Genomic DNA, 19,330 nt, shown 5'->3' on the forward strand with positions numbered 1-19,330 from the left:
CGCTGGACTCCTGTTTTTCTCTCGAATTTCCAATAATCTTTTAATTCACACCGTGATGTGCCGGAAACTGCCGCGGCCTCAGCGCGCGACCATCCACTTCGCCAGCAGCACCAAGACTGCGACAAATACCACCACGGCAATCAGCCCGACCACAATGATGTGGAGGGGGTTCAAATTTTTCACGTCTTCCTCGTAGTCGCCACGCGCGCGCAGCCCCACGAAGGACCAGGCCACGGCCTTGACCGTGCGCCAGAAGGAAGGTTTTTTGGCGGGTGCGGCGGCCATGCTGCTCATGCGCCTGCCTGTTTTTCGGGTACCGCGGCGGCCGTCGTCGCCTTGGGCGTGGCCGGTGCGGCCGGCGTCTTGCCGCCGACTTCAAAAAAGGTATAGGACAGCGTGATGGTGCTCACGTCTTTCGACAGCTTCGGATCGATGACAAAAGCCACAGGCCACTGCTTTTTCTCGCCGGGCGCCAGGGTGTACTGGCTGAAGCAGAAGCATTCCAGCTTGTTGAAGTGCGCGCCGGCCTGGGCGGGCGCGTAGCTGGGAATGGCCTGGGCCGACATGGTCCGGTTCTGCACGTTCTGGAATTCGTACATCACCGTGGTCAGCTCGCCGGGGTGCACCTGCAGCGTGTTTGTCGCGGGCTTGAATTGCCAGGGACCGCGCGAATTCGCGTCGAACTCGACGGTGATGGTGCGGCTGAAGTCCACCTGGGTATTGGCCGGCAGTCTGGAAGTCGCCCCGGGAATCTGCCGGTCGGACAGGGCCAGCACGTTGATACCGGTCATCTCGCAGATCGCCTTGTAAAGGGGCACCAGCGCATAACCGAAGGCGAACATGCCGAGCACGATCACGCCCAGCTTGCCCATCATCTTGAAGTTTTCGCGCTTGAGCCGCATCACAGTGGTATCGGTTTGAGCCTGGAGCCGAACGGACCGGTTCAGTGCGCCAGGAAAATCATCTTGGCCATGAAGCCCAGAAAAAAGACCAGCGCGACCGAGGCCAGTATCAGGGCCAACCTCAGGTTGCTTTTCTTTTGTTCAGGTGTCGTCATGGCTGTTTACCGATGGAGTTTGAATCAGCCAATCACGCGGGTTGCCGAGGCATCCAGCTTGGGCGGGGTTTCATAGGTGTGGAAAGGCGCGGGGGATGGGACTTCCCATTCCAGGCCCTCAGCGCCCTTGCCGCCTTCATCGACCCAGGGGTTCTGCTTGGCCGGTGCACCCTTGCCGCGCATCGTGGGCACCACGATGAACAGGAAGAAATAGAGCTGCGCGAAACCGAAGAAGAAGGCGCCCACGCTGGCCACCGCATTGAAGTCGGCGAACTGCATGGGGTAGTCGGCATAGCGGCGCGGCATGCCAGCCAGACCCAGGAAGTGCATCGGGAAGAAAGTCACGTTGAAGGAAATCAGCGACCACCAGAAGTGGATCTTGCCGCGGGTTTCGTTGTACATGACGCCGGTCCATTTGGGCGACCAGTAGTAGTAGCCGGCAAACAGGGCGTAGAGCGAGCCGGCGACCAGCACATAGTGGAAGTGGGCCACCACGTAATAAGTGTCCTGCAGCTGGATGTCGATCGGCGCGACCGACAGAATCACGCCTGTCAGGCCGCCGATGGTGAACACGAAAATGAAGCCCACCGCGAACAGCATGGGGGTTTCAAAGGTCATGGAACCGCGCCACATGGTGGCGATCCAGTTGAACACCTTCACGCCCGTGGGCACGGCGATCAGCATGGTGGAGTACATGAAGAACAGCTGGCCCGTGACCGGCATGCCGGTGGTGAACATGTGGTGAGCCCACACGACGAAGCTCAGGATAGCGATGGAGCCGGTCGCGTACACCATGGAGGCGTAGCCGAACAGGCGCTTGCGCGAGAAGGCCGGAATGATCTGGCTGATGATGCCGAAAGCCGGCAAGATCATGATGTAGACCTCGGGGTGGCCGAAGAACCAGAAGATGTGCTGGTACATCACCGGGTCGCCGCCGCCGGCGGGGTTGAAGAAGCTGGTGCCGAAGTGGCGGTCGGTCAGCGTCATGGTGATGGCGCCAGCCAGCACGGGCATCACGGCGATCAGCAGGTAGGCGGTGATCAGCCAGGTCCAGCAGAACATCGGCATCTTCATCAGCGTCATGCCGGGAGCGCGCATGTTCAGGATGGTCACGATGATGTTGATCGAGCCCATGATGGACGAGGCGCCCAGGATGTGCATCGCGAAAATACCGGCGTCCATGGACGGGCCCATCTGCAGCGTGAGCGGCGCGTAGAGCGTCCAGCCCGCGGCGGGCGCGCCGCCGGGCATGAAGAAGGAGCCGGCCAGCATGATGCCGGCAGGGATCATCAACCAGAAGCTGAAGTTGTTCATGCGGGCGAAAGCCATGTCGGCTGCGCCGATCTGCAGCGGAATCATCCAGTTCGCGAAGCCCACGAAGGCCGGCATGATGGCGCCGAACACCATGATCAGGCCGTGCATGGTGGTGAGCTGGTTGAACAGCTCAGGGTTCACCAGTTGCAGGCCGGGCTGGAACAGCTCGGCGCGGATCAGCAAGGCCAGCACGCCGCCGAACATCAACATAAAGAAACTGAACAGCAGGTAAAGCGTTCCGATGTCTTTATGGTTGGTCGCGAAGACCCAGCGACGCCAGCCCGCCGGGGCATGGTCGTGGTGGTCGTCGTGCGCGTGGTCGTGATGGTCTAGAACTGCACTCATCTTGGCTTCCTTTGGTGGCTTTGGCCTGTAGCTTTATCTTGGCGGCCGGCGCGCAGGGCGCCGGCGAATTCTGGTCGTGGGGCGGATCGGTTTACTTGCGGGCAGCCTGCACTTCAGCGGGCTGCACGATCTGGCCGGTCTGGTTGGACCAGTTGTTCTTGGTGTAGCTGATAACGGCAGCGAGATCGGTGTCGCTCAAAGCCTTCCACGATGGCATCGCGCCGCCGGCGGCGCCGTTGAGCACGGTGTGGATCTGCTTGCCGTGGTCGGCATCGAGCACGATCGCCGAGCCGTCCAGCGGCTTGATCGGGCCGGCACCCTTGCCGTTGGGCTGGTGGCAGGCGGCGCAGTTGGCGGCGTACACCTTTTCACCGCGGGCTTTCAGGTCGACCAGGGTCCAGACCTTGGAAGGATCATCTGCCTTGGCGGCGGCTTCCTTGGCCTTGACGGCGACCCAGGCGCTGTAGTCGGCGGCGGAGACGACCTTCACGTGGATGGGCATGTAGGCGTGTTCCTTGCCGCAGAGTTCCTGGCACTGGCCGTAGAAGTCGCCCACTTGTTCGGCGCGGAACCAGGTGTCACGCACAAAACCGGGAATCGCATCCTGCTTGATGCCGAAGGCCGGCACCGCGAAGGCGTGGATCACGTCGCTGGCGGTGGTGATGATGCGGATTTTCTTGTTGACGGGAACAACCAGCGGGTTGTCGACCTTGAGCAGGTAGTTGTCGGGGGCTTCGCCGGCCTTGGGGCCGCCGTTGTCGGACATTTCGCGGTGGGTGTTGTCGAGCGTAGAGACAAAGCCTATGCCTTCGCCCTCGCCCTTGATGTAGTCATAGCCCCATTTCCACTGGATGCCGGTGGCCTTGATGGTCAGGTCGGCGCCGGTGGTGTCCTTCTGGGCGACCAGCACCTTGGTGGCGGGCAGCGCCATGCCGATCACGATGAGGAAGGGAACGATGGTCCAGGCGATTTCCACGGCGGTGGACTCATGGAAGTTGGCCGCTTTGTGGCCCACCGACTTGCGGTGCTTCAGGATGGAATAAAACATCACGCCGAACACCGCCACGAAGATCACCAGGCAGATGGCCATCATGAACCAGTGCAACCACTGCTGCTCTTCGGCGATCTTGGTCACGGCCGGGTGCAGGTTCAGCTGGTTGACTGCGGGGCCACCCTTCAGGTCGTTGACGGCGTAAGCGGCGGTGCTGACCCAGGCGGCCGCAGATACCAGAATTGCGCTTGCATGCTGCATGCCAAGCCGTGTCATTTTGCTCATGGTGTTGCTTACGTTCATCGTGATCACTTTTTCTGCTTCAATTACCGACCAAATTAACCGGCTGATTATAAAGTTAGCGGCGGGTCCCCCCGCCGCACCTGAACTGACGCGAGACTTTCAGCGCCTCTTCAACCGCCTCGCAACGCCATCCGTATCTCGCGGGCCAGCGCGGGACGCAACTCGGGCCGCACATGCCGCCCCACTTGCACCGACCGCCCCTGCCCGGACACTTCAATCAGCGAGCCATCCCCATCCTTGGGTTCGATACGCACCCATTCGCGGTTGAATTCCGCGCGCTCGGTGCGCCCCGCCGTTTCAAGCTCCACCACCAGTTGCCCACCTTCGAGGACGATTTTTTCACCGTCCCCCGCATGGCGGGCATACACCACAAAGGCCGCGCCCACCGCCAGCAATTCAGCCCAGGCAAAAGGCATCACCATGGTGGCGCCCTGGGCCCAGAAGAATGCCGCGATCCCCAGCGAAACGCCGCACAGCGACACGTAAAGCCACCCGAGCTGGGCCGGGGTGAGTGAACAGTGACGCTTGAGAAGCCACAGCACAGCACCGTGGCTGTGGGTACCCTGCGCGGGCGAGGTGGCAAAACGAAACGCTGGCGTTGGCTGCAGCATGCGGCAACCCCCCAAAAAAACAGCGGTCCATGCCGGGCACGGGCCGCGCGAGGCTTGGGAACATCCCCAAAATCTGTGTTGAATTGTAGCCGGTTTGCCCTGCCGTTCCCCTGAAAAAGCCCCCAAACCAGTGCTCGCGGCGGGCCGGATGGGCACCCGCGCAACAGCCCCGGCACCCAGGGCCGGCACTCAGGCGCCGGGCCGCCCGCCCTGCAGCATGCTGCGCATGTCGGCCACTGACACCGCGCTGAGCGCGCTGACCTTCACCTTGGGCGGCGCCTTCAGTGCATGGCCGTAGATGACCTCGAAGGTCAAGGACAAACGCCCGTCCTCATCTTTGGCAAGACGGCTTGCCAGCGCCTCTTCAAGCCGCATCTTCCAGGCACGTCCGCGCAAGGCGGGAAACCGCGCGGGGTGGAAGTTGCGGCCCAGCTCGGCTAGGTCCTGCAGCAGGCGCGCAGGCGTCGCATAGGTCAGCGTGATGCGCTCCATGTCCATCACCGGCTCGGCAAAACCAGTCTGCACCAGCATGTCGCCCCAGTCGTGCATATCGGTCAGCTCGTGGCCCGCGGGCGGCCAGCCCAGTTGCGCGTAGACCTCGCGCAACTCCTTCGCGGTGTCCGGGCCCAGGCATGAAAACATCAGGAAACCGTTGACCTTGAGCGCCTCGCGCCACTGCGCCAGCAAGGCCTGCGGGTCGGCCGACTCATGCAGCGTCATATTGGCCCACAGCATGTCGGCGCTGCCGGGCGGCGGCGCTTCAAAACGCACCGGCGCGGCCGTCCATCGCCGCGGCGTCCACCACGGCTGCACGATGCCCTTCATGGCCTCGCGCGTGCGCCGCGGACTGTTTTCAAGCACAAAGGCCGCGGCGCCCGGATAGGTCTTGGCCAGTTGCGCATGGGCCTGCAGCCCGCCGCGCAGCGCGCCCCAGTGCACCCAGCTTTGGGGCTGCAGCTTGATCCACTGCAGGCGGTCCATCATGCGGCGCGCCACTTCCTCATGCAGCCAGGGCGAGGCCAGGGGCGCGCTGCGCTCCCACCGGCTGACGGCGATCGGGTCCAGCGTGGGCGGGCGCTCGGTGGGGGTCATGGAAGAAGGCAAGGCGTCTCGTTCAAAAGGTAGGCGAGTATATTGGCATGGTGTTCACACGCCTGCTTGCCCCTTCCGCATTCCTGCCCCGCTGGGGCGGCTTTGCTCGCGGCATCAAGGCGGGGATCGCCAGCCAGTGCGCGGTCTGCCGCAGCTGGCCCGCGCGCCAGGTGTGCGAGCCCTGCGTGGCCCGCTTCGCGCAAGCAAAGGCGCGCTGCACCCGCTGCGCGCTGGCCTTGCCCGCCGACCTTTCCATGGGCTTGCGAGCAGGCCCGCCGCTGTGCGGCGCCTGCGCCGTCGAGCCGCCGCCATTGGACCGCGCCTTCGCCGGCGTTGATTACGCCTACCCCTGGTCCACGCTGGTCGCCGGCTACAAATTCGGCGAGCGGCACGGCTGGGCCGGCTTTTTTGCGGGCCTGCTGCTGCAGTCGCCTGGCCTGGTGCGGGTGTTGGGCGAACTGGGGCCCGAGGACTGGCTGCTGCCGATACCGCTGTCGACCGAGCGCCTGCGGGCACGCGGCTTCAACCAGGCCTGGGAGCTTTGCGCAGCGCTGGCCCAACAGACGCGGACCGCCGCCCGCCCCGACGCCCAACTGCTGCTGCGCGTCAGGCACACCCGCCCGCAAAGCCAGCTCAAGCGCGAGGCACGGCTGGCCAATGTCAAAGGCGCCTTCCAGGTCGACCCGCTGCGCGCGGCGCAACTGCGGGGCCGGCGCGTGCTGCTGGTCGACGACGTGATGACCAGCGGCGCCTCGATGTACACCGCCGCGCAGGCTTTACGCGATGCGGGCGCTACGCATATCACCGCCGTGGTATTTGCCAGAACGGCCCCCGCCTAGAATCCCGGGCTCCGCCTTACCGCTCTCCCGCATGTTCAATATCGTTTTGGTCGAACCCGAAATCCCGCCCAACACCGGCAATGTGATCCGGCTGGCGGCCAACACCGGCTGCCGGCTGCACTTGGTGGAGCCGCTGGGCTTTTCGATGGACGACAAGCACATGCGCCGCGCCGGGCTGGACTACCACGAGTACGCGCAGCTGCTGCGCCATGCCAGCTGGCAGGCCCTGCTCGAAAGTGAGCAACCACCGGCAGACCGCCTGTTCGCCATGACCACCCGGGGTTCGGCCAGCCTGTATGAGACGCGCTTCCAGCCCGGCGACTGGCTGGTGTTTGGCGCGGAAACCCGCGGCCTGGCGCCCGAACTGCGGGAATCGTTCGCTCCGGGCCAGCGCCTGAAACTGCCCATGCGGCCCGGCCAGCGCAGCCTGAACCTGTCCAACAGCGTGGCCGTCACGGTGTTCGAGGCCTGGCGGCAGAACGGTTTTGGCGGCGCGGCGCAAAGCTGACGACCGGCTGACGGCCCGGCGACCGCCCATCCGCCGCCGGCCCAAATTCCTTGCCAGAAGCTAGGTGAAAACCCTATTATTCGTCCTTCAAACTTAAGCGAGCGGATGCCGATACCCGGCCATCCCAGCCTTACCCCTTCCCCATCGCCCAGTTCACAAGACTGGCAGGAGCCTTCTGTGAACACGGTTATCCAGCGTATCCTGGGCCTTGCGGCGCCCGCTTTTTCCGACTCGGGACGGCCGGTCAACCGTGTGCCGGTGGAACAGATCCGGGAAAGCCTGCTGGCCTTGCTGCACGACTGCCGCGACATGCGCACCCAGCGGCTCATCTACAAGGTCAATGTCGCCAAGACACCAGCCGACCTGTGGCTGCTGCGCAGCGACCTGCACCAGTGCATCGCCCAGACGCACAGCCAGAGCGAGGCTGCCGAACGCATCAACAGCCTGATCGAGGTATTTGAAGGCTGGCTGCCAGCCGGCCAGCTGCTGCGCATCTAGGCGCCCGAACTCCCCACCCGCTCAGGGATAGCGCCGCACCAGCGACTCGGCCACACACACCGGCTTGGCCGAACCCTCGCGCTCCACCGTCACTTCCCAGGTCATCTGCATGCCGGCGTTGTCAATCGCCTCGGCCGCCAGCAGCTTCATGCGTGCCCGCAGGCGGCTGCCCACCGGCACCGGCGCGGTGAAGCGCACCTTGTTGAGGCCGTAGTTCACACCCATGCGCGAGCCGGTGATGTCAAAGGACGATTCAAAAAAGCGCGGAAGCAGCGACAAGGTCAAAAAGCCGTGCGCGATAGGCCCGCCAAAGGGCCCGGCCTTGGCTTTTTCCACGTCGACGTGTATCCACTGGTGGTCGCCCGTGGCTTCGGCAAACAGGTTGACCTGCTGCTGGGTGATGGTGATCCAGTCGCTGACGGCGACTTCCTGGCCGGTGCAGGCGGCCAACTCGGCCAGTGTTGCGAAGATTCTCATGCCGCCACTGTAGCGGCCCGGCCGCCTGGTCCTTGTCGGCTCAGCGACAAGTCAACGTTCCAGCCACTCGCAGATGCCCTTCCACTGCTCCATGTCTTTTTCGACCCGGCTGGGCGCCACGTCGAACAGGGTCAGGCCGCGGGCCGCCAGGTGGATGTAGTTCTGCGTGTCGCGCAGGTAGCCCAGCACCGGCAGCCCCAGGCCTTCGACGAAGCTGCGCAGCTTGTCGGCGGCGATGGTGCGAGCGTCCACGCGCATGCCGACAATGCCCACCTGCATCTTGCCGGCGTGCTTGTGTTCGGCGAGCTGGTCCAGGAAGGTGCGCGTGGCGAAGATGTCGAACACGCTGGGCTGCAGCGGCACGATGACCTTGTCGGCCAGCTTGAGCACGTCGTTGAAGCGCCAGCCGTGCAGGCCGCCGGGGGTGTCCAGCACCACATGCGTCGTGCCCTTGGGCGGCTTGACGATCAGGTCGGCATTCACATCCCAGGTGGCGATCTGCCGGGCAGCAGGCGGGCGCAGGCCCAGCCACAGCCGTGAGGACTGTTGCCGGTCGGCGTCCCCCAGCATGACCGTATGGCCCTGGCTGGCGAAAAATCCGGCAACATTGGTGGCCAGCGTCGTCTTGCCGACGCCCCCCTTCGGATTGGCGATCACAACCACGGGCATGCGAATCTCCTTGTTATGGAAGCTTGCTTTTCCGCTATGGTAACGGCATGGACAGCCTTATCACAACCACTGACAAACCCACGGGCGACGCGGCCAACACTGACATTTATGTCATTGCGGCCCATCCGGCCTGGCGCGAATCGCGGGTCAACCGCCCCTTGATGGAAGCCGCGCGGGCCCTGCCGCGTGTGCAGGTACAAGACCTTTACTCGAGTTATCCCGACTACGCCATCGACGTTCCGAAGGAACAGGCCGCCCTGGAACGCGCGCAGCTGGTAGTGCTGCTGCACCCCATCCAGTGGTATTCCATGCCACCGCTGCAAAAGCTCTGGCTCGACGAGGTGTTCAGCTACGGCTGGGCTTACGGCGAAGGCGAGGCCGGCGATGAAGGCGGCCGGGGCCGGGCATTGCAGGGCAAGGACTTGTGGCTGGTCGCCACCACGGGCGGCCCCGAGGACTCCTACCACCCGCAAGGCTACAACCGGTATTTTTTCGATGCCTTCCTGCCGCCCTATGAACAGAGCGCGGCCCTGTGCGGCATGCGCTTTTTGCCGCCGCTGATGCTGCACGGCGCCCACAGCGTAGGCCGGCAGGCCGTGGACGAACACGTCGCCACCTTCAGCCAGCGCCTGCAAAGCTATCCCGATTGGCCCGAACTCGAAGACCTGGAGCAATGCGCCGCCTGCGTCGTGCCCATGAGGGACCGGCTGGTCGAGCACGCAGCTGCGGCCAATGCCGGGGGAGCTGCCTGATGGAGCACGCGCCTACCTGGCTGGTCAACAGCTTTATCTATCTGGCGGCTGCCGTCATTTCGGTGCCCCTGGCCAAAAAACTCGGCCTGGGCTCCATCATCGGCTACCTGGCCGCCGGCATCGCCATAGGTCCCTGGGGCCTGGGCCTGGTCACCAATGTGCAGGACATCCTGCATTTCGCCGAGTTCGGCGTGGTGCTGATGCTGTTCCTGATCGGCCTGGAGCTGGAGCCCAAGCGCCTGTGGAATTTGCGCCGGCCCATCTTCGGCTGGGGCAGCGCGCAGGTGCTGGGCTGCGCCGCCCTGCTGACCGGCGTGGCCATGGCCTTCGGCGTGGGCTGGCAGACGGCGCTGGTCGCCGGCCTGGGCCTGGCGCTGTCGTCCACCGCGATCGCGCTGCAGGCCATGGGCGAGCGCCACCTGCTGCCGACGTCGAGCGGGCAGGCGGGCTTTTCCATCCTGCTGTTCCAGGACGTGGCGGCCATTCCCATCCTTGCGCTGCTGCCGCTGCTGGGCGCCATGGCCGGAGACAACGAGGCCGCCAGCCACAGCGGGCGGGCACTGGAGGCGCTGAAGATCGTCGGCGCGATCGCCGCCATCATCCTGGGCGGCCGGCTGCTGCTGCGCCCGCTGCTGCGCTGGATCGCCAACAGCGGCACGCCCGAGATCTTTACCGCGGCCTCGCTGCTGCTGGTGGTCAGCATCGCGGCGCTGATGCAGTTCGTGGGCCTGTCCATGGCGCTGGGCGCCTTCCTGGCCGGCGTGCTGCTGGCGGAAAGCGAATACCGGCGCGAACTGGAGACCGACATCGAGCCCTTCAAGGGCCTGCTGCTGGGCCTGTTTTTCATCGCCGTGGGCATGAGCATCGATTTCGGCGTGCTGTGGCGCTCGCCCGGCCTGATGGCCGTCATCCTCGTGGGCTTTCTGGGCCTGAAGCTGGGCGTGATCTACGGCCTGGCCAAGCTCATGAAGCTGCCCTTCCAGGAACGCCCCGTGTTCGCGGTGCTGCTGGCGCAGGGCGGCGAGTTCGCCTTTGTGGTGTTCCAGGCGGCCGCCGGGGCCCAGGTGTTTTCCGCCGAAACCGCCTCGCTGCTGATAGGCGCGGTGGCGCTGTCCATGCTGCTGAGCCCGCTGCTGCTGGTAGCCGTCGACAAACTCTGGGTACCGCGCTACGCCAACTGCAACCTGCCGCAGATGGAGGAAATCTCCGAGCAGCAGGAAGCGCCCATCATCATCGCCGGCTTCGGCCGCTACGGCCAGATCGTGGGCCGCATGCTGCTGGCCCAGGGCGTCCAGGCCACGGTGCTGGACCACGACGCCGAGATGATAGAAACCGTGCGCGCCTTCGGTTACCGCGTCTTCTACGGCGACGCGACGCGCCTGGACCTGCTGCGCACCGCCGGCGCGGCCACGGCCAAGATACTGGTGCTGTCGGTGGACGACATGGAGCAGTCGCTCAAGATCGTCGACATCGCGCGCGAGAACTTTCCGCAGATGCAGATCGTGGCGCGCGCGCGCGATGTCACGCACTGGAACGCGCTGCGCGACCGCGGCGTGATGCTGGTCGAACGCGAAGTCTTCGAGTCCAGCCTGCGCAGCGCGCGCAGCGTGCTGGAACTGCTGGGCCAGCCGCCGCACGAGGCGCGCCAGGCCGCCATGCGTTTTCGCCGGCACAACCTCGAGCTGTTCGAACGCATGTACCCGCACCGCAAGGACCGCACCAAGGTCATCGCCGTGGCCACGCAGGGCCGGCTGCAGCTTGAGGAGCAGCTCGCCCAGGAACGCCAGCAGCAGGCACAGCGCCGGCCCGCCGGCTGGTACGGCCAGCAGCAGTCGACGGACGAGGAGTAAACCGGAGGGCGCCTGTGCCCCTTTGGCGGGCCGACCGCGGGTCAGCGCCTGAGCTGCTCGGCCTCGCGCCGGCGCTGCTCCATCGCGCGGCGCTCCACGCAGACCGGGTGGTTGGTGAAGGCCGGCTTGGCGCACTGCTCGTTCATGCAGATCTGGAAGCCGATCAGCACGCGGTCTTCACAGGCCTGACGCGGATTGCCGGCATTCGCGGACGGCGCCGGTGCAGGGGCGTGCTCGGCGGCCGAGGTCGCGGGCGCGCTGGTACTGCCGCCTGATTTGGCCTGCGCTGCCTGCTGTTTGGCCAGCCGCTCTTTCTCGAGGGCAGCCTTTTTGGCCGCGACGGCCTGCGCCGCGGCGGCCTTGGAAGCCGGGGACAAGGGCGCGGCCACGGCCGCCGTCGACGCCGCCGCAGCCGGTGCGGCCGCCGCCGCGGGCTGGGCCTGCGCCGCTTGCACTGCCGGCTGGGGAGCGGCTGGCGCCGCCGCGGGCCGCGCCGGGCCGTCATCGGCCGCCGCAGCAGCCGGCTGGGCAGCCGCCAGTGCCGGCGCCTTCGGTTTCGACAGTTGCCTCACGCCTACACCCATGATGACCAAAGCCACCAAGGCGATCCCGCCCCACACCAGGTAAGGAGGCGGAGAGGCTGCGGACGCCTTCGCGCCCGCGCCCGGCTCTGCGCTGCGGCGCTTGCGCGAGGACTCCGGCCTGGCCTCGGGCACAGCGGTCGCGGCACTTGCGGCAGCAGCGGCAGGCGCGGCTTCTGCCTTGGCTTTTGCCTCGGCGGCCTCGAACTGGACCGTCACCGGTCCGGCATCGCTGAACACGGTCTCCGGCCATTCGGAAGGCTCGCTCTGCGGCTGCGGCACGGCCGGCACCGGCGGCACGGCCATGGCCGGCGCGCCCATTCGCGTGGCATCCGGGTCGTCGGCTGCGGGGGCGGCCGGCAAGGACGGGGGCGGGGGCACCACCGGCGCCTGCGCCGCGGCTTCCTCGAGCGCCTTCCAGGCCAGGTCGGTCGCCGTGCCGGGATTTGTCACCCCTGGATTTGTCACCCCGGGATTTGTCGCCCCGGGATTGGTCACAGCGGGACGAGCGATACCGGGGTTGGTCGTCCCGGGATTGGTGATCCCTGGGTTGGTGATTCCGGAGTTGGTCACGCCGGGGTTGGTCGCCCCCGGGTTGGTCGCACCGGCCGTGTCCTGGCCGGCCGGACGCGGAACGATCAGGGTGCCGGTGCCCAGGCGCCTGCCGATGTCGGAATCCTCCCCGCCCGGCACGCCCATCTTTTTGAGGCGACGGCGGGCCAGGTCGGCATAGATGCCGGACGGGAACCTGGCGAGAAAGCCCTGGATGTCCTCGATATCCATGGACTCCTTGATCTCTTTCCAGTAAACCAGCTCGAGCTCCTGCGTCACCATGGGGATGTCGGCGCTGGTGCCCGACTGCAGGCCGACCAGCGCTTCGCCGGCCAGCAGCGTGGAGGTCCAGGTCGAGTTGCTGCCCGGCCCCACCGGTATGGCCGGCGGCTGCACCGTGGTGTCGGCCGCTTCGCGGGCCGCGGCCTGCAGCGCCGCGAGGAAGTCCTGCGCGTTTGCGTAGCGCTGGTCGCGCGACTTGGCCAGGGCCTTGGCCACCACCGCGTCGATCGCGGCGGGCAGCTTGGGGTTGAAGCTGCTGGGCGGCGCGGGCGTGTGGCCCACGATCTGCTGGATGGTCGCGAAATCGGTGTCGCCGTCAAAGGGCCGCTTGCCCGTGAGCAGCTGGTACAGCACGATGCCGGCGGCGAACAGGTCGGCCCGGGCGTCTATCGGGCGGCCCTGCACCTGCTCGGGCGACATGTATTTGAGCGTGCCCACCATGGAGCCCTGCGTGCGCGTGGCCTCGCCCGAATCCTGGATGCGCGCCACGCCGAAGTCGGTCAGCTTGACCCGCCCGCTGGTCTCTATCAGCAGGTTGGCGGGCTTGATGTCGCGGTGCACGATGCTTTGCCGGTGCGCGTACTCCAGGGCCGACAGCAGGTCGCCCATGATGCCCAGGGTCTGCTCCAGCGTGTAGAGGTTGCCCTTGTCCAGGTGGTGCTTGAGGTCGTCGCCGTCGACGAATTCCATGACCAGGAAGGCGATGTCGCCGTCGCGGTCGGAGTCATAGACGCTCACGATGTGCGGGTGCTGCAGGCGCGCGGCGGAGCGGGCCTCGGTGCGAAAGCGCACCTCGTATTCGGCGGCGGCCTCCTCGGAGAGGTTTTCCACCTTGATGGTCTTGATGGCGACGCGCCGATCCAGGTTGGGGTCGCGCCCCTCGTACACCAGCCCCATCGCACCCTTGCCGAGGACGTTGATCAGATCGTATCGGCCAAGCTTCTTGAGACTCATGAGGAGGTGGAATTGGGCGAGATGGGCTGAAGAGGCATAAAAGGCGGGATGGCCTGCGGGCTACCCAGCGGCCCGGCTACGTCTTGAAACAAAAATCGATTCTAGCCTGCATCGCCGGACGGACAAGCCTCTGGAAAGCGTAACTTTTCCCGATGCGCCGCGCCTGTTGCGGCCCGCATACGCGGCCATGAGCAGCTTTTCAGGTACGGATGGCAAATGCGACCAGCGGCGCGTTCTCGTCCGTGCGGTCGCAGCCCGGCACGATGTGGCCGCTGCCCACCAGGTAGCACTCGGTGCGGCGCAGCACCACGGCTTCGCTCTGGTTGCCCAGGTAGACCCAGGTGCCATAGCTGGAGGCGTCGGTCAGCACGAATTGCCCGCCGCGCCACTCCAGCGTGGCATGCATGCGCGAGACCCGCGGGTCGTTCAGGTTCAACGCGGCATCGGCGCCCCGGCCCAGCGCCAGCTTGCTGCTTTTGGCGTCCAGCCTCAGCGTCTGCCCGGCAAAACTGAGTTCGAGGAAAGCCTGGCTGGGCGAGGCGAACATGGAGCGGCCCGCCATGGTGGCGTCCTCGTCGCGCCCGGCCATCCATTCGACGCGGTAGACGTGGCTGGCTTCGGCCCGGCCGCGCAGGTACATGGGGCCCATGCTGCGCAGGGCCGACCTTTGCACCGGCAACAGCGCGGTCCAGACGTTTTCGGTGGTGAGGATTTGCGCGGCACCGGCCAGGTCGGCCAGGCGGGCAGCGGAATTCACGGTGTCGCCGAAGCAGTCGCCGTCGATCTCGACCACTTCGCCCGATTCGATGCCCATCTGCATCTGCACCGGCGCGCCGCTGCCGCCGGGCTTGATGGGTTTTTCCTGCAGGCGCTTCTGGATGCTGATGCAGGCCGAGAGCGCGTCACCTTCGTTGGGAAAGACCACGAACAGGCCGTCGCCCAGCAGCTTGACGACACGGCCGTGGTGCTGTTCAAAGACCTGGCTGAGCACGCCTATGAGCTGCGTCACGAAACGCGACGCGGTCTCATCGCCCAGCCGTTCGAACATGCTGGTGCTGCCCACAAGATCGGCGAAAACAACAGTGGTCATGAAAGAAAGGTCAGCCGCGGAGTAAGCATATTGTTCTCATGCTCGCGATTCTCACAGAAATTCGCGGAATGAAGGCGGGTAAAAGTCCCGGGTCTGGGCCCAAAACCCCGCGGGGCCAAGGGGGCTGGCTGGACGCGGCAGGCGAATCGCGCTATGGGCGCCCTCAGCGAAAGCCGTCCCAGAGCAGCTTGCACCCGGTGAGCAGCATGCCCACATAGAGCAAACGGTAAAACAGCACCGGGCTGATGCTGCGCGCCATGCGCACGCCCATCCACACGCCCAGCGGCGCCAGCGGCAGCAGGGCCAGCGAGGTCGCCATGTTGCGCAGGTCCAGCAGGCCCAGCCAGGCGTAAGGAATCCACTTGGACAGGTTGATGACAAAAAAGAACGCCGCCATGGTGGCGGTGAACTTCACCGGGGAGAGGCGCATGGGGATCACATAGGCGCTCAGCGGCGGCCCGCCGGCATGCGACACAAAGCTGGTGAAGCCCGAAGTCACGGTCAGGATCGCGCCCAGCCAGCGCGGCGGCGGCGGGCTGTCGGGCCGGGGCGGGAACAGCAGGCGCTGCGCCAAAAACAACAAGGTGAATATTCCCACCAGGGCCGCGACGACCTTGGCGTCCAGCACTTTGAACAGCAAGGCGCCCACCAGCGTGCCCAGCAGGCCGAAAGGAACCAGGAACTTCAGGAACTTGAAATCGAAGTCGCGGCGAAAGGCCGCCAGCCCCAGCAGGTCCATCAGCAGCAGCACCGGCATCAGGATGGCGGCGGCCTGCGGCACCGTGACGGCCAGCGCCATCACCGGCACCGCGAGCGAACCAAAGCCCGCGCCGAAGCCGCTCTTGCTGATGCCCAGCATCAGCACGGCGGGAATCGCCACGGCGTAGAAAAAGGGGTCGGTGATCAGCGGGAAGCTCACGGCGTGTCTTTCGGTTTACCCAGGCCGTGGCGTGCAGGCGCAAGGAAAGAAAGGCGCCATGTTATCCGCCGGCCGGAAATCCGGCAGCAGCGCCTCACGCCGCCGCTCAGACGCGCTCGAGGATGACCGCGATGCCCTGCCCCACACCTATGCACATGGTGGCCAGCGCATAACGCCCGCCGCTCTTGTGCAGCTGGTTGACCGCCGTGGTGGCCAGCCGCGCGCCCGAAGCGCCCAGCGGGTGGCCCAGCGCGATGGCGCCGCCGTTGGGGTTGACGCGCGGGTCGTCGTCCTGCACACCCAGCAAACGCAGCACCGCCAGGCCTTGCGCGGCAAAGGCTTCGTTCAGTTCGATCACATCTATCTGCGCCATCGTGAGGCCGGTCAGCGCCAGCACTTTCTGCGTTGCGGGCGCAGGGCCTATGCCCATGACGCGCGGCGCGACGCCGGCAGTTGCCATGCCAACCACTCGCGCCTTCGGCGTGAGGCCATTCTTTGCGGCCGTGGCTTCATCAGCCAGCAGCAGCGCGCAGGCGCCGTCGTTCACGCCGCTGGCATTGCCGGCGGTCACCGTGCCGTCGGGCCGCACCACCCCCTTGAGTTTGGCCAGTGCCTCCAGCGAAGTCTCGCGCGGATGCTCGTCCTTGCCGACCACGATGGGGTCACCCTTTTTCTGGGCGATCGTCACCGGCGTGATTTCGGCGTCGAAATAACCGGCTTTTTGCGCGGCCACGGCCTTGAGCTGGCTGGCCAGCGCCATCTTGTCCTGGTCTTCGCGGCTGATCTTGTAGTCGGTCGCCACGTTCTCAGCGGTCTCGGGCATGGCGTCGACGCCGTATTTTTCCTTCATCAGCTTGTTGATGAAGCGCCAGCCAATCGTCGTGTCGTAGACCGCATTGGCGCGACTGAAGGCGCTTTCGGCCTTTGGCATCACAAAAGGCGCACGGCTCATGCTTTCCACGCCGCCGGCGATCATCAGCGTGGCCTCGCCCGACTTGATGGCGCGGGCAGCCGTACCCAGCGCGTCCAGGCCCGAGCCGCACAGGCGGTTGATGGTGGCGCCCGGCACATCCATGGGCAGGCCGGCCAGCAGGGCCGCCATGCGCGCCACGTTGCGATTGTCCTCGCCGGCCTGGTTGGCGCAGCCGTAGATCACATCGGTCACCGCCTGCCAGTCCACCTTGGGGTTACGCGCCATCAGCGCCTTGAGCGGGATCGCGCCCAGGTCGTCGGTGCGCACGCTGCTGAGCGCGCCGCCGTAGCGGCCGAAGGGGGTGCGTATCGCATCGCAGATAAATGCTTGGGTCATGGTGTGTCTTTTCGAAGAGGGTGGGAATATCAGGCGTCGGATGTGAGGCGTCAGGCCGCGATCGGCAGGCCGACCAGTTTTTCGAGTTCGGCGTGCGTGAGGCCTTCAACGGTGTCGATGAGCTTCAGGCCCTGCGGCGTGCATTCAAGTGTCGCCAGGTCGGAATACACGCGCTTGACGCAGCCTATGCCGGTCAGCGGATAGGTGCATTGGCTCACCAGCTTGCTGGCGCCCTGCTTGGTCAGCAAGTCCATCATGACCCAGGTCTGCCGCGCACCTATGGCCAGGTCCATGGCGCCGCCCACGGCCGGAATCGCGCCGGGCTCGCCGGTGCTCCAGTTGGCCAGGTCGCCGGTGGCCGAGACCTGGAAGGCACCCAGCACGCAGATGTCAAGGTGGCCGCCGCGCATCATCGCGAAGCTGTCGGCGTGGTGGAAAAAGGCGCCGCCCTTGAGCAGCGTCACCGGCTGCTTGCCGGCGTTGATCAGGTCGTAGTCTTCCTGGCCCTCGGCGGGCGCCGGGCCCATGCCCAGTATGCCGTTTTCGCTTTGCAGGATGACCTCGCGGCCGGCCGGCAAATGGTTGGCCACCAGGGTGGGCTGGCCAATGCCGAGGTTGACGACAGCCCCGTCAAAAATATCCTGCGCGACGCGGGCGGCGAGCTGGTCCTTGCTGCGGCGTTGGTAAGTCATGGTCATGCCGCTTTCTTGAAACCGCCCGCTTGCGTAGCGGTGCGTTGAATCTTCACGATGTGGTGGACAAAGATGCCCGGCGTCACGATGGTTTCAGGGTCAAGCTCGCCGAGCTCAACAATGTCATGCACGGTGGCAACGGTTTTCTTCGCCGCCGTCGCCATCACCGGGCCGAAGTTGCGCGCCGCCATGCGGTAGGTCAGGTTGCCCCAGCGGTCGCCGCGCTCGGCCTTGATCAGCGCCACGTCGCCATGGATCGGCATCTCGAGCACATACTGCCTGCCGTTGATTTCGCGGGTCTCCTTGGCGCTGCCGTCGGCATTGCGGGCCAGTTCGGTGCCATAGCCCGTGGGGCAAAAGAAAGCGCCTATGCCCGCGCCCGCCGCGCGTATGCGCTCGGCCAGGTTGCCTTGCGGCACCAGTTCCAGCTCGAGCTTGCCGCTGCGGTACAGGCCGTCAAACACCTGGCTGTCCGCCTGGCGCGGAAAGCTGCAGATGATTTTGCGCACGCGCCCGGCCTTGAGCAGCGCGGCCAGGCCCACTTCGGCATTGCCCGCGTTGTTGTTCACCACCGTGAGGTCTTTGGCGCCCTGCTCTATCAGGCCGTCGATCAGCTCATTGGGAATGCCCGCGGTGCCGAAGCCGCCTATCAGCACCGTGGCGCCGTCTTTCACGTCCGCCAGCGCGTCGGCGACGGAAGCGGCAATCTTGTTGATCATTGAATCGTCTCCAGGTACGGCGGCCGCATCCATGAACAGAACATGGGCGAGCACCAAATATTGTTCGACATTAGAACAAGAGTTCGTATAATGAATTTTAGGAGATTTCCCGCACCATGGCAAACGCCGCATCCACGCCCATCACAGCCCACAAGCCGGGTGACGGCTATGTGCAGTCCTTCGCGCGCGGGTTGGAGGTCATACGCTCCTTCAGCGCCGACGCGCCGCGCCAGACGCTGACCGAAGTCGCCGGGCGCAGCGGCCTGAGCCGCGCGGGCGCGCGCCGCATCTTGCTGACGCTGGAAACGCTGGGTTATGTCAGCAGCGACGGCAAGCTCTTCAGCCTCACGCCGCGCATCCTGGACCTGGGCTTTGCCTATCTGTCGTCCATGCCGATCTGGAACCTGGCCGAGCCGGTCATGGAAGCGCTGGTCGCCGAGGTCAAGGAATCGTGTTCGGCCGCCGTGCTGGACGGAACGGACATCGTCTATGTGCTGCGCGTGCCCACACACAAGATCATGAGCATCAGCCTGGGCGTGGGCTCGCGCCTGCCGGCGTATTGCACCTCCATGGGCCGCATGCTGCTGTCGGCCCTGCCCGAGGTCGAACTCATGAAATGCCTGCAGGCCTCCACGCTGGAGGCGCGCACCAAATACACCGTGACTGACGTGAAAGAACTCGCGGCCAAGGTCGCCCAGGCGCGCAAGCAGGGCTGGTCGCTGGTCAACCAGGAACTCGAGGAGGGTCTGGTATCCATGGCGGCGCCCATTACCAACCGCGCCGGCCAAACCGTGGCCGCCCTCAATATCAGCGGCCAGGCCAACCGCACCAGCGCCAAGGCCATGCAGGAGACCATGCTGCCGCAATTGCTAGAGGCGGCTCAGGCAATCTCGCGCATGCTCAGCGTTCAACGCAGCTAGGGTCGG

General features: G+C 65.6%; 21 protein-coding genes. 6 read left to right on the forward strand and 15 right to left on the reverse strand.

All coding sequences use genetic code 11. The features are described from left to right. Window positions 1-78 precede the first annotated feature (78 nt). From ACEN8I_RS00770 to ACEN8I_RS00800, 7 genes are all read right to left on the reverse strand, one after another. Window positions 79-294, reverse strand: coding sequence for a DUF2970 domain-containing protein (locus ACEN8I_RS00770; RefSeq protein WP_074576540.1), 216 nt, complete (start codon window positions 292-294; stop codon window positions 79-81). Continuing rightward, window positions 291-902: a cytochrome c oxidase assembly protein gene (locus ACEN8I_RS00775; RefSeq protein ID WP_413325277.1), complete on the reverse strand. Its 612-nt coding sequence runs from the start codon at window positions 900-902 to the stop codon at window positions 291-293. The genes ACEN8I_RS00770 and ACEN8I_RS00775 overlap by 4 nt, the downstream gene beginning before the upstream one ends. A gap of 41 nt (window positions 903-943) precedes the next feature. After that, on the reverse strand, window positions 944-1,057 hold the full coding sequence (locus ACEN8I_RS00780) for a cytochrome oxidase small assembly protein (protein WP_217631815.1): 114 nt from the start codon (window positions 1,055-1,057) through the stop codon (window positions 944-946). Window positions 1,058-1,081: 24 nt separating this feature from the next. Continuing rightward, window positions 1,082-2,716, reverse strand: a complete 1,635-nt coding sequence (gene ctaD / locus ACEN8I_RS00785) for a cytochrome c oxidase subunit I (RefSeq protein ID WP_074576535.1) — start codon at window positions 2,714-2,716, stop codon at window positions 1,082-1,084. Window positions 2,717-2,807: 91 nt separating this feature from the next. Further along, window positions 2,808-3,983 (reverse strand): cytochrome c oxidase subunit II, encoded by a 1,176-nt coding sequence (gene coxB / locus ACEN8I_RS00790; RefSeq protein ID WP_413325669.1) that lies wholly within the window; start codon window positions 3,981-3,983, stop codon window positions 2,808-2,810. 137 nt (window positions 3,984-4,120) lie between these two features. After that, the gene (locus ACEN8I_RS00795; protein ID WP_036836849.1) at window positions 4,121-4,621 is read right to left on the reverse strand and encodes a DUF2244 domain-containing protein; all 501 of its coding nucleotides are present in this window, start codon (window positions 4,619-4,621) and stop codon (window positions 4,121-4,123) included. 189 nt (window positions 4,622-4,810) lie between these two features. Further along, window positions 4,811-5,713, reverse strand: a complete 903-nt coding sequence (locus tag ACEN8I_RS00800) for a class I SAM-dependent methyltransferase (protein ID WP_413325671.1) — start codon at window positions 5,711-5,713, stop codon at window positions 4,811-4,813. 47 nt (window positions 5,714-5,760) lie between these two features. Between ACEN8I_RS00800 and ACEN8I_RS00805 the strand changes: the two genes are divergently transcribed. From ACEN8I_RS00805 to ACEN8I_RS00815, 3 genes are all read left to right on the forward strand, one after another. Further along, entirely contained in the window at window positions 5,761-6,552 is a 792-nt protein-coding gene (locus tag ACEN8I_RS00805; protein WP_413325280.1) for a ComF family protein, read from the forward strand. 31 nt (window positions 6,553-6,583) lie between these two features. Beyond that, a complete protein-coding gene (gene trmL, locus ACEN8I_RS00810; protein ID WP_413325282.1) occupies window positions 6,584-7,060 on the forward strand; it encodes a tRNA (uridine(34)/cytosine(34)/5-carboxymethylaminomethyluridine(34)-2'-O)-methyltransferase TrmL in 477 nt (158 codons plus the stop codon). A gap of 177 nt (window positions 7,061-7,237) precedes the next feature. Then, entirely contained in the window at window positions 7,238-7,558 is a 321-nt protein-coding gene (locus ACEN8I_RS00815; protein WP_413325284.1) for a hypothetical protein, read from the forward strand. A gap of 21 nt (window positions 7,559-7,579) precedes the next feature. Here ACEN8I_RS00815 and ACEN8I_RS00820 read toward each other — a convergent pair whose 3' ends face one another. Both ACEN8I_RS00820 and ACEN8I_RS00825 read right to left on the reverse strand, forming a co-directional pair. Beyond that, complete coding sequence (locus ACEN8I_RS00820; protein ID WP_413325286.1) at window positions 7,580-8,035, reverse strand: MaoC family dehydratase; 456 nt, start codon at window positions 8,033-8,035, stop codon at window positions 7,580-7,582. Window positions 8,036-8,086: 51 nt separating this feature from the next. Beyond that, window positions 8,087-8,704 (reverse strand): ParA family protein, encoded by a 618-nt coding sequence (locus ACEN8I_RS00825; RefSeq protein WP_007863135.1) that lies wholly within the window; start codon window positions 8,702-8,704, stop codon window positions 8,087-8,089. A gap of 47 nt (window positions 8,705-8,751) precedes the next feature. Here ACEN8I_RS00825 and ACEN8I_RS00830 point away from each other — a divergent pair, with 47 nt between their 5' ends. Beyond that, window positions 8,752-9,456 (forward strand): NAD(P)H-dependent oxidoreductase, encoded by a 705-nt coding sequence (locus tag ACEN8I_RS00830; protein ID WP_413325288.1) that lies wholly within the window; start codon window positions 8,752-8,754, stop codon window positions 9,454-9,456. After that, window positions 9,456-11,306, forward strand: a complete 1,851-nt coding sequence (kefC, locus tag ACEN8I_RS00835; RefSeq protein ID WP_413325290.1) for a glutathione-regulated potassium-efflux system protein KefC — start codon at window positions 9,456-9,458, stop codon at window positions 11,304-11,306. The genes ACEN8I_RS00830 and kefC overlap by 1 nt, the downstream gene beginning before the upstream one ends. Before the next feature lie 41 nt (window positions 11,307-11,347). Here kefC and ACEN8I_RS00840 read toward each other — a convergent pair whose 3' ends face one another. The 6 genes from ACEN8I_RS00840 to ACEN8I_RS00865 form a co-directional block, all read right to left on the reverse strand. After that, window positions 11,348-13,675 (reverse strand): protein kinase domain-containing protein, encoded by a 2,328-nt coding sequence (locus ACEN8I_RS00840; RefSeq protein ID WP_413325292.1) that lies wholly within the window; start codon window positions 13,673-13,675, stop codon window positions 11,348-11,350. Window positions 13,676-13,874: 199 nt separating this feature from the next. After that, the gene (locus ACEN8I_RS00845; protein WP_413325294.1) at window positions 13,875-14,765 is read right to left on the reverse strand and encodes an adenylate/guanylate cyclase domain-containing protein; all 891 of its coding nucleotides are present in this window, start codon (window positions 14,763-14,765) and stop codon (window positions 13,875-13,877) included. Window positions 14,766-14,928: 163 nt separating this feature from the next. After that, on the reverse strand, window positions 14,929-15,684 hold the full coding sequence (locus tag ACEN8I_RS00850; RefSeq protein ID WP_413325296.1) for a sulfite exporter TauE/SafE family protein: 756 nt from the start codon (window positions 15,682-15,684) through the stop codon (window positions 14,929-14,931). A gap of 106 nt (window positions 15,685-15,790) precedes the next feature. Continuing rightward, window positions 15,791-16,993, reverse strand: coding sequence for a 3-oxoadipyl-CoA thiolase (gene pcaF / locus ACEN8I_RS00855; protein ID WP_413325298.1), 1,203 nt, complete (start codon window positions 16,991-16,993; stop codon window positions 15,791-15,793). A 50-nt stretch (window positions 16,994-17,043) separates the two neighbouring features. Next, complete coding sequence (locus tag ACEN8I_RS00860) at window positions 17,044-17,691, reverse strand: 3-oxoacid CoA-transferase subunit B (protein ID WP_413325300.1); 648 nt, start codon at window positions 17,689-17,691, stop codon at window positions 17,044-17,046. Then, window positions 17,688-18,404, reverse strand: a complete 717-nt coding sequence (locus ACEN8I_RS00865; protein WP_413325302.1) for a 3-oxoacid CoA-transferase subunit A — start codon at window positions 18,402-18,404, stop codon at window positions 17,688-17,690. The genes ACEN8I_RS00860 and ACEN8I_RS00865 overlap by 4 nt, the downstream gene beginning before the upstream one ends. Before the next feature lie 116 nt (window positions 18,405-18,520). Between ACEN8I_RS00865 and ACEN8I_RS00870 the strand changes: the two genes are divergently transcribed. Continuing rightward, window positions 18,521-19,324, forward strand: coding sequence for an IclR family transcriptional regulator (locus ACEN8I_RS00870; protein ID WP_413325304.1), 804 nt, complete (start codon window positions 18,521-18,523; stop codon window positions 19,322-19,324). The last annotated feature ends 6 nt before the right edge of the window (window positions 19,325-19,330 follow it).

The sequence above is a fragment of the Polaromonas sp. CT11-55 genome (assembly GCF_047303325.1).
Taxonomy (GTDB): domain Bacteria; phylum Pseudomonadota; class Gammaproteobacteria; order Burkholderiales; family Burkholderiaceae_C; genus Polaromonas.

Excerpts from the sequence above, each read along its gene's own strand:
- ACEN8I_RS00770 (WP_074576540.1), bottom strand. The coding sequence starts at position 294 with ATGAGCAGCATGGCCGCCGCACCCGCCAAAAAACCTTCCTTCTGGCGC.
- ACEN8I_RS00775 (WP_413325277.1), bottom strand. The coding sequence starts at position 902 with ATGCGGCTCAAGCGCGAAAACTTCAAGATGATGGGCAAGCTGGGCGTG.
- ACEN8I_RS00780 (WP_217631815.1), bottom strand. The coding sequence starts at position 1,057 with ATGACGACACCTGAACAAAAGAAAAGCAACCTGAGGTTGGCCCTGATA.
- ctaD (WP_074576535.1), bottom strand. The coding sequence starts at position 2,716 with ATGAGTGCAGTTCTAGACCATCACGACCACGCGCACGACGACCACCAC.
- coxB (WP_413325669.1), bottom strand. The coding sequence starts at position 3,983 with ATGACACGGCTTGGCATGCAGCATGCAAGCGCAATTCTGGTATCTGCG.
- ACEN8I_RS00795 (WP_036836849.1), bottom strand. The coding sequence starts at position 4,621 with ATGCTGCAGCCAACGCCAGCGTTTCGTTTTGCCACCTCGCCCGCGCAG.
- ACEN8I_RS00800 (WP_413325671.1), bottom strand. The coding sequence starts at position 5,713 with ATGACCCCCACCGAGCGCCCGCCCACGCTGGACCCGATCGCCGTCAGC.
- ACEN8I_RS00805 (WP_413325280.1), top strand. The coding sequence starts at position 5,761 with ATGGTGTTCACACGCCTGCTTGCCCCTTCCGCATTCCTGCCCCGCTGG.
- trmL (WP_413325282.1), top strand. The coding sequence starts at position 6,584 with ATGTTCAATATCGTTTTGGTCGAACCCGAAATCCCGCCCAACACCGGC.
- ACEN8I_RS00820 (WP_413325286.1), bottom strand. The coding sequence starts at position 8,035 with ATGAGAATCTTCGCAACACTGGCCGAGTTGGCCGCCTGCACCGGCCAG.
- ACEN8I_RS00825 (WP_007863135.1), bottom strand. The coding sequence starts at position 8,704 with ATGCCCGTGGTTGTGATCGCCAATCCGAAGGGGGGCGTCGGCAAGACG.
- ACEN8I_RS00830 (WP_413325288.1), top strand. The coding sequence starts at position 8,752 with ATGGACAGCCTTATCACAACCACTGACAAACCCACGGGCGACGCGGCC.
- kefC (WP_413325290.1), top strand. The coding sequence starts at position 9,456 with ATGGAGCACGCGCCTACCTGGCTGGTCAACAGCTTTATCTATCTGGCG.
- ACEN8I_RS00840 (WP_413325292.1), bottom strand. The coding sequence starts at position 13,675 with ATGAGTCTCAAGAAGCTTGGCCGATACGATCTGATCAACGTCCTCGGC.
- ACEN8I_RS00845 (WP_413325294.1), bottom strand. The coding sequence starts at position 14,765 with ATGACCACTGTTGTTTTCGCCGATCTTGTGGGCAGCACCAGCATGTTC.
- pcaF (WP_413325298.1), bottom strand. The coding sequence starts at position 16,993 with ATGACCCAAGCATTTATCTGCGATGCGATACGCACCCCCTTCGGCCGC.
- ACEN8I_RS00860 (WP_413325300.1), bottom strand. The coding sequence starts at position 17,691 with ATGACCATGACTTACCAACGCCGCAGCAAGGACCAGCTCGCCGCCCGC.
- ACEN8I_RS00865 (WP_413325302.1), bottom strand. The coding sequence starts at position 18,404 with ATGATCAACAAGATTGCCGCTTCCGTCGCCGACGCGCTGGCGGACGTG.
- ACEN8I_RS00870 (WP_413325304.1), top strand. The coding sequence starts at position 18,521 with ATGGCAAACGCCGCATCCACGCCCATCACAGCCCACAAGCCGGGTGAC.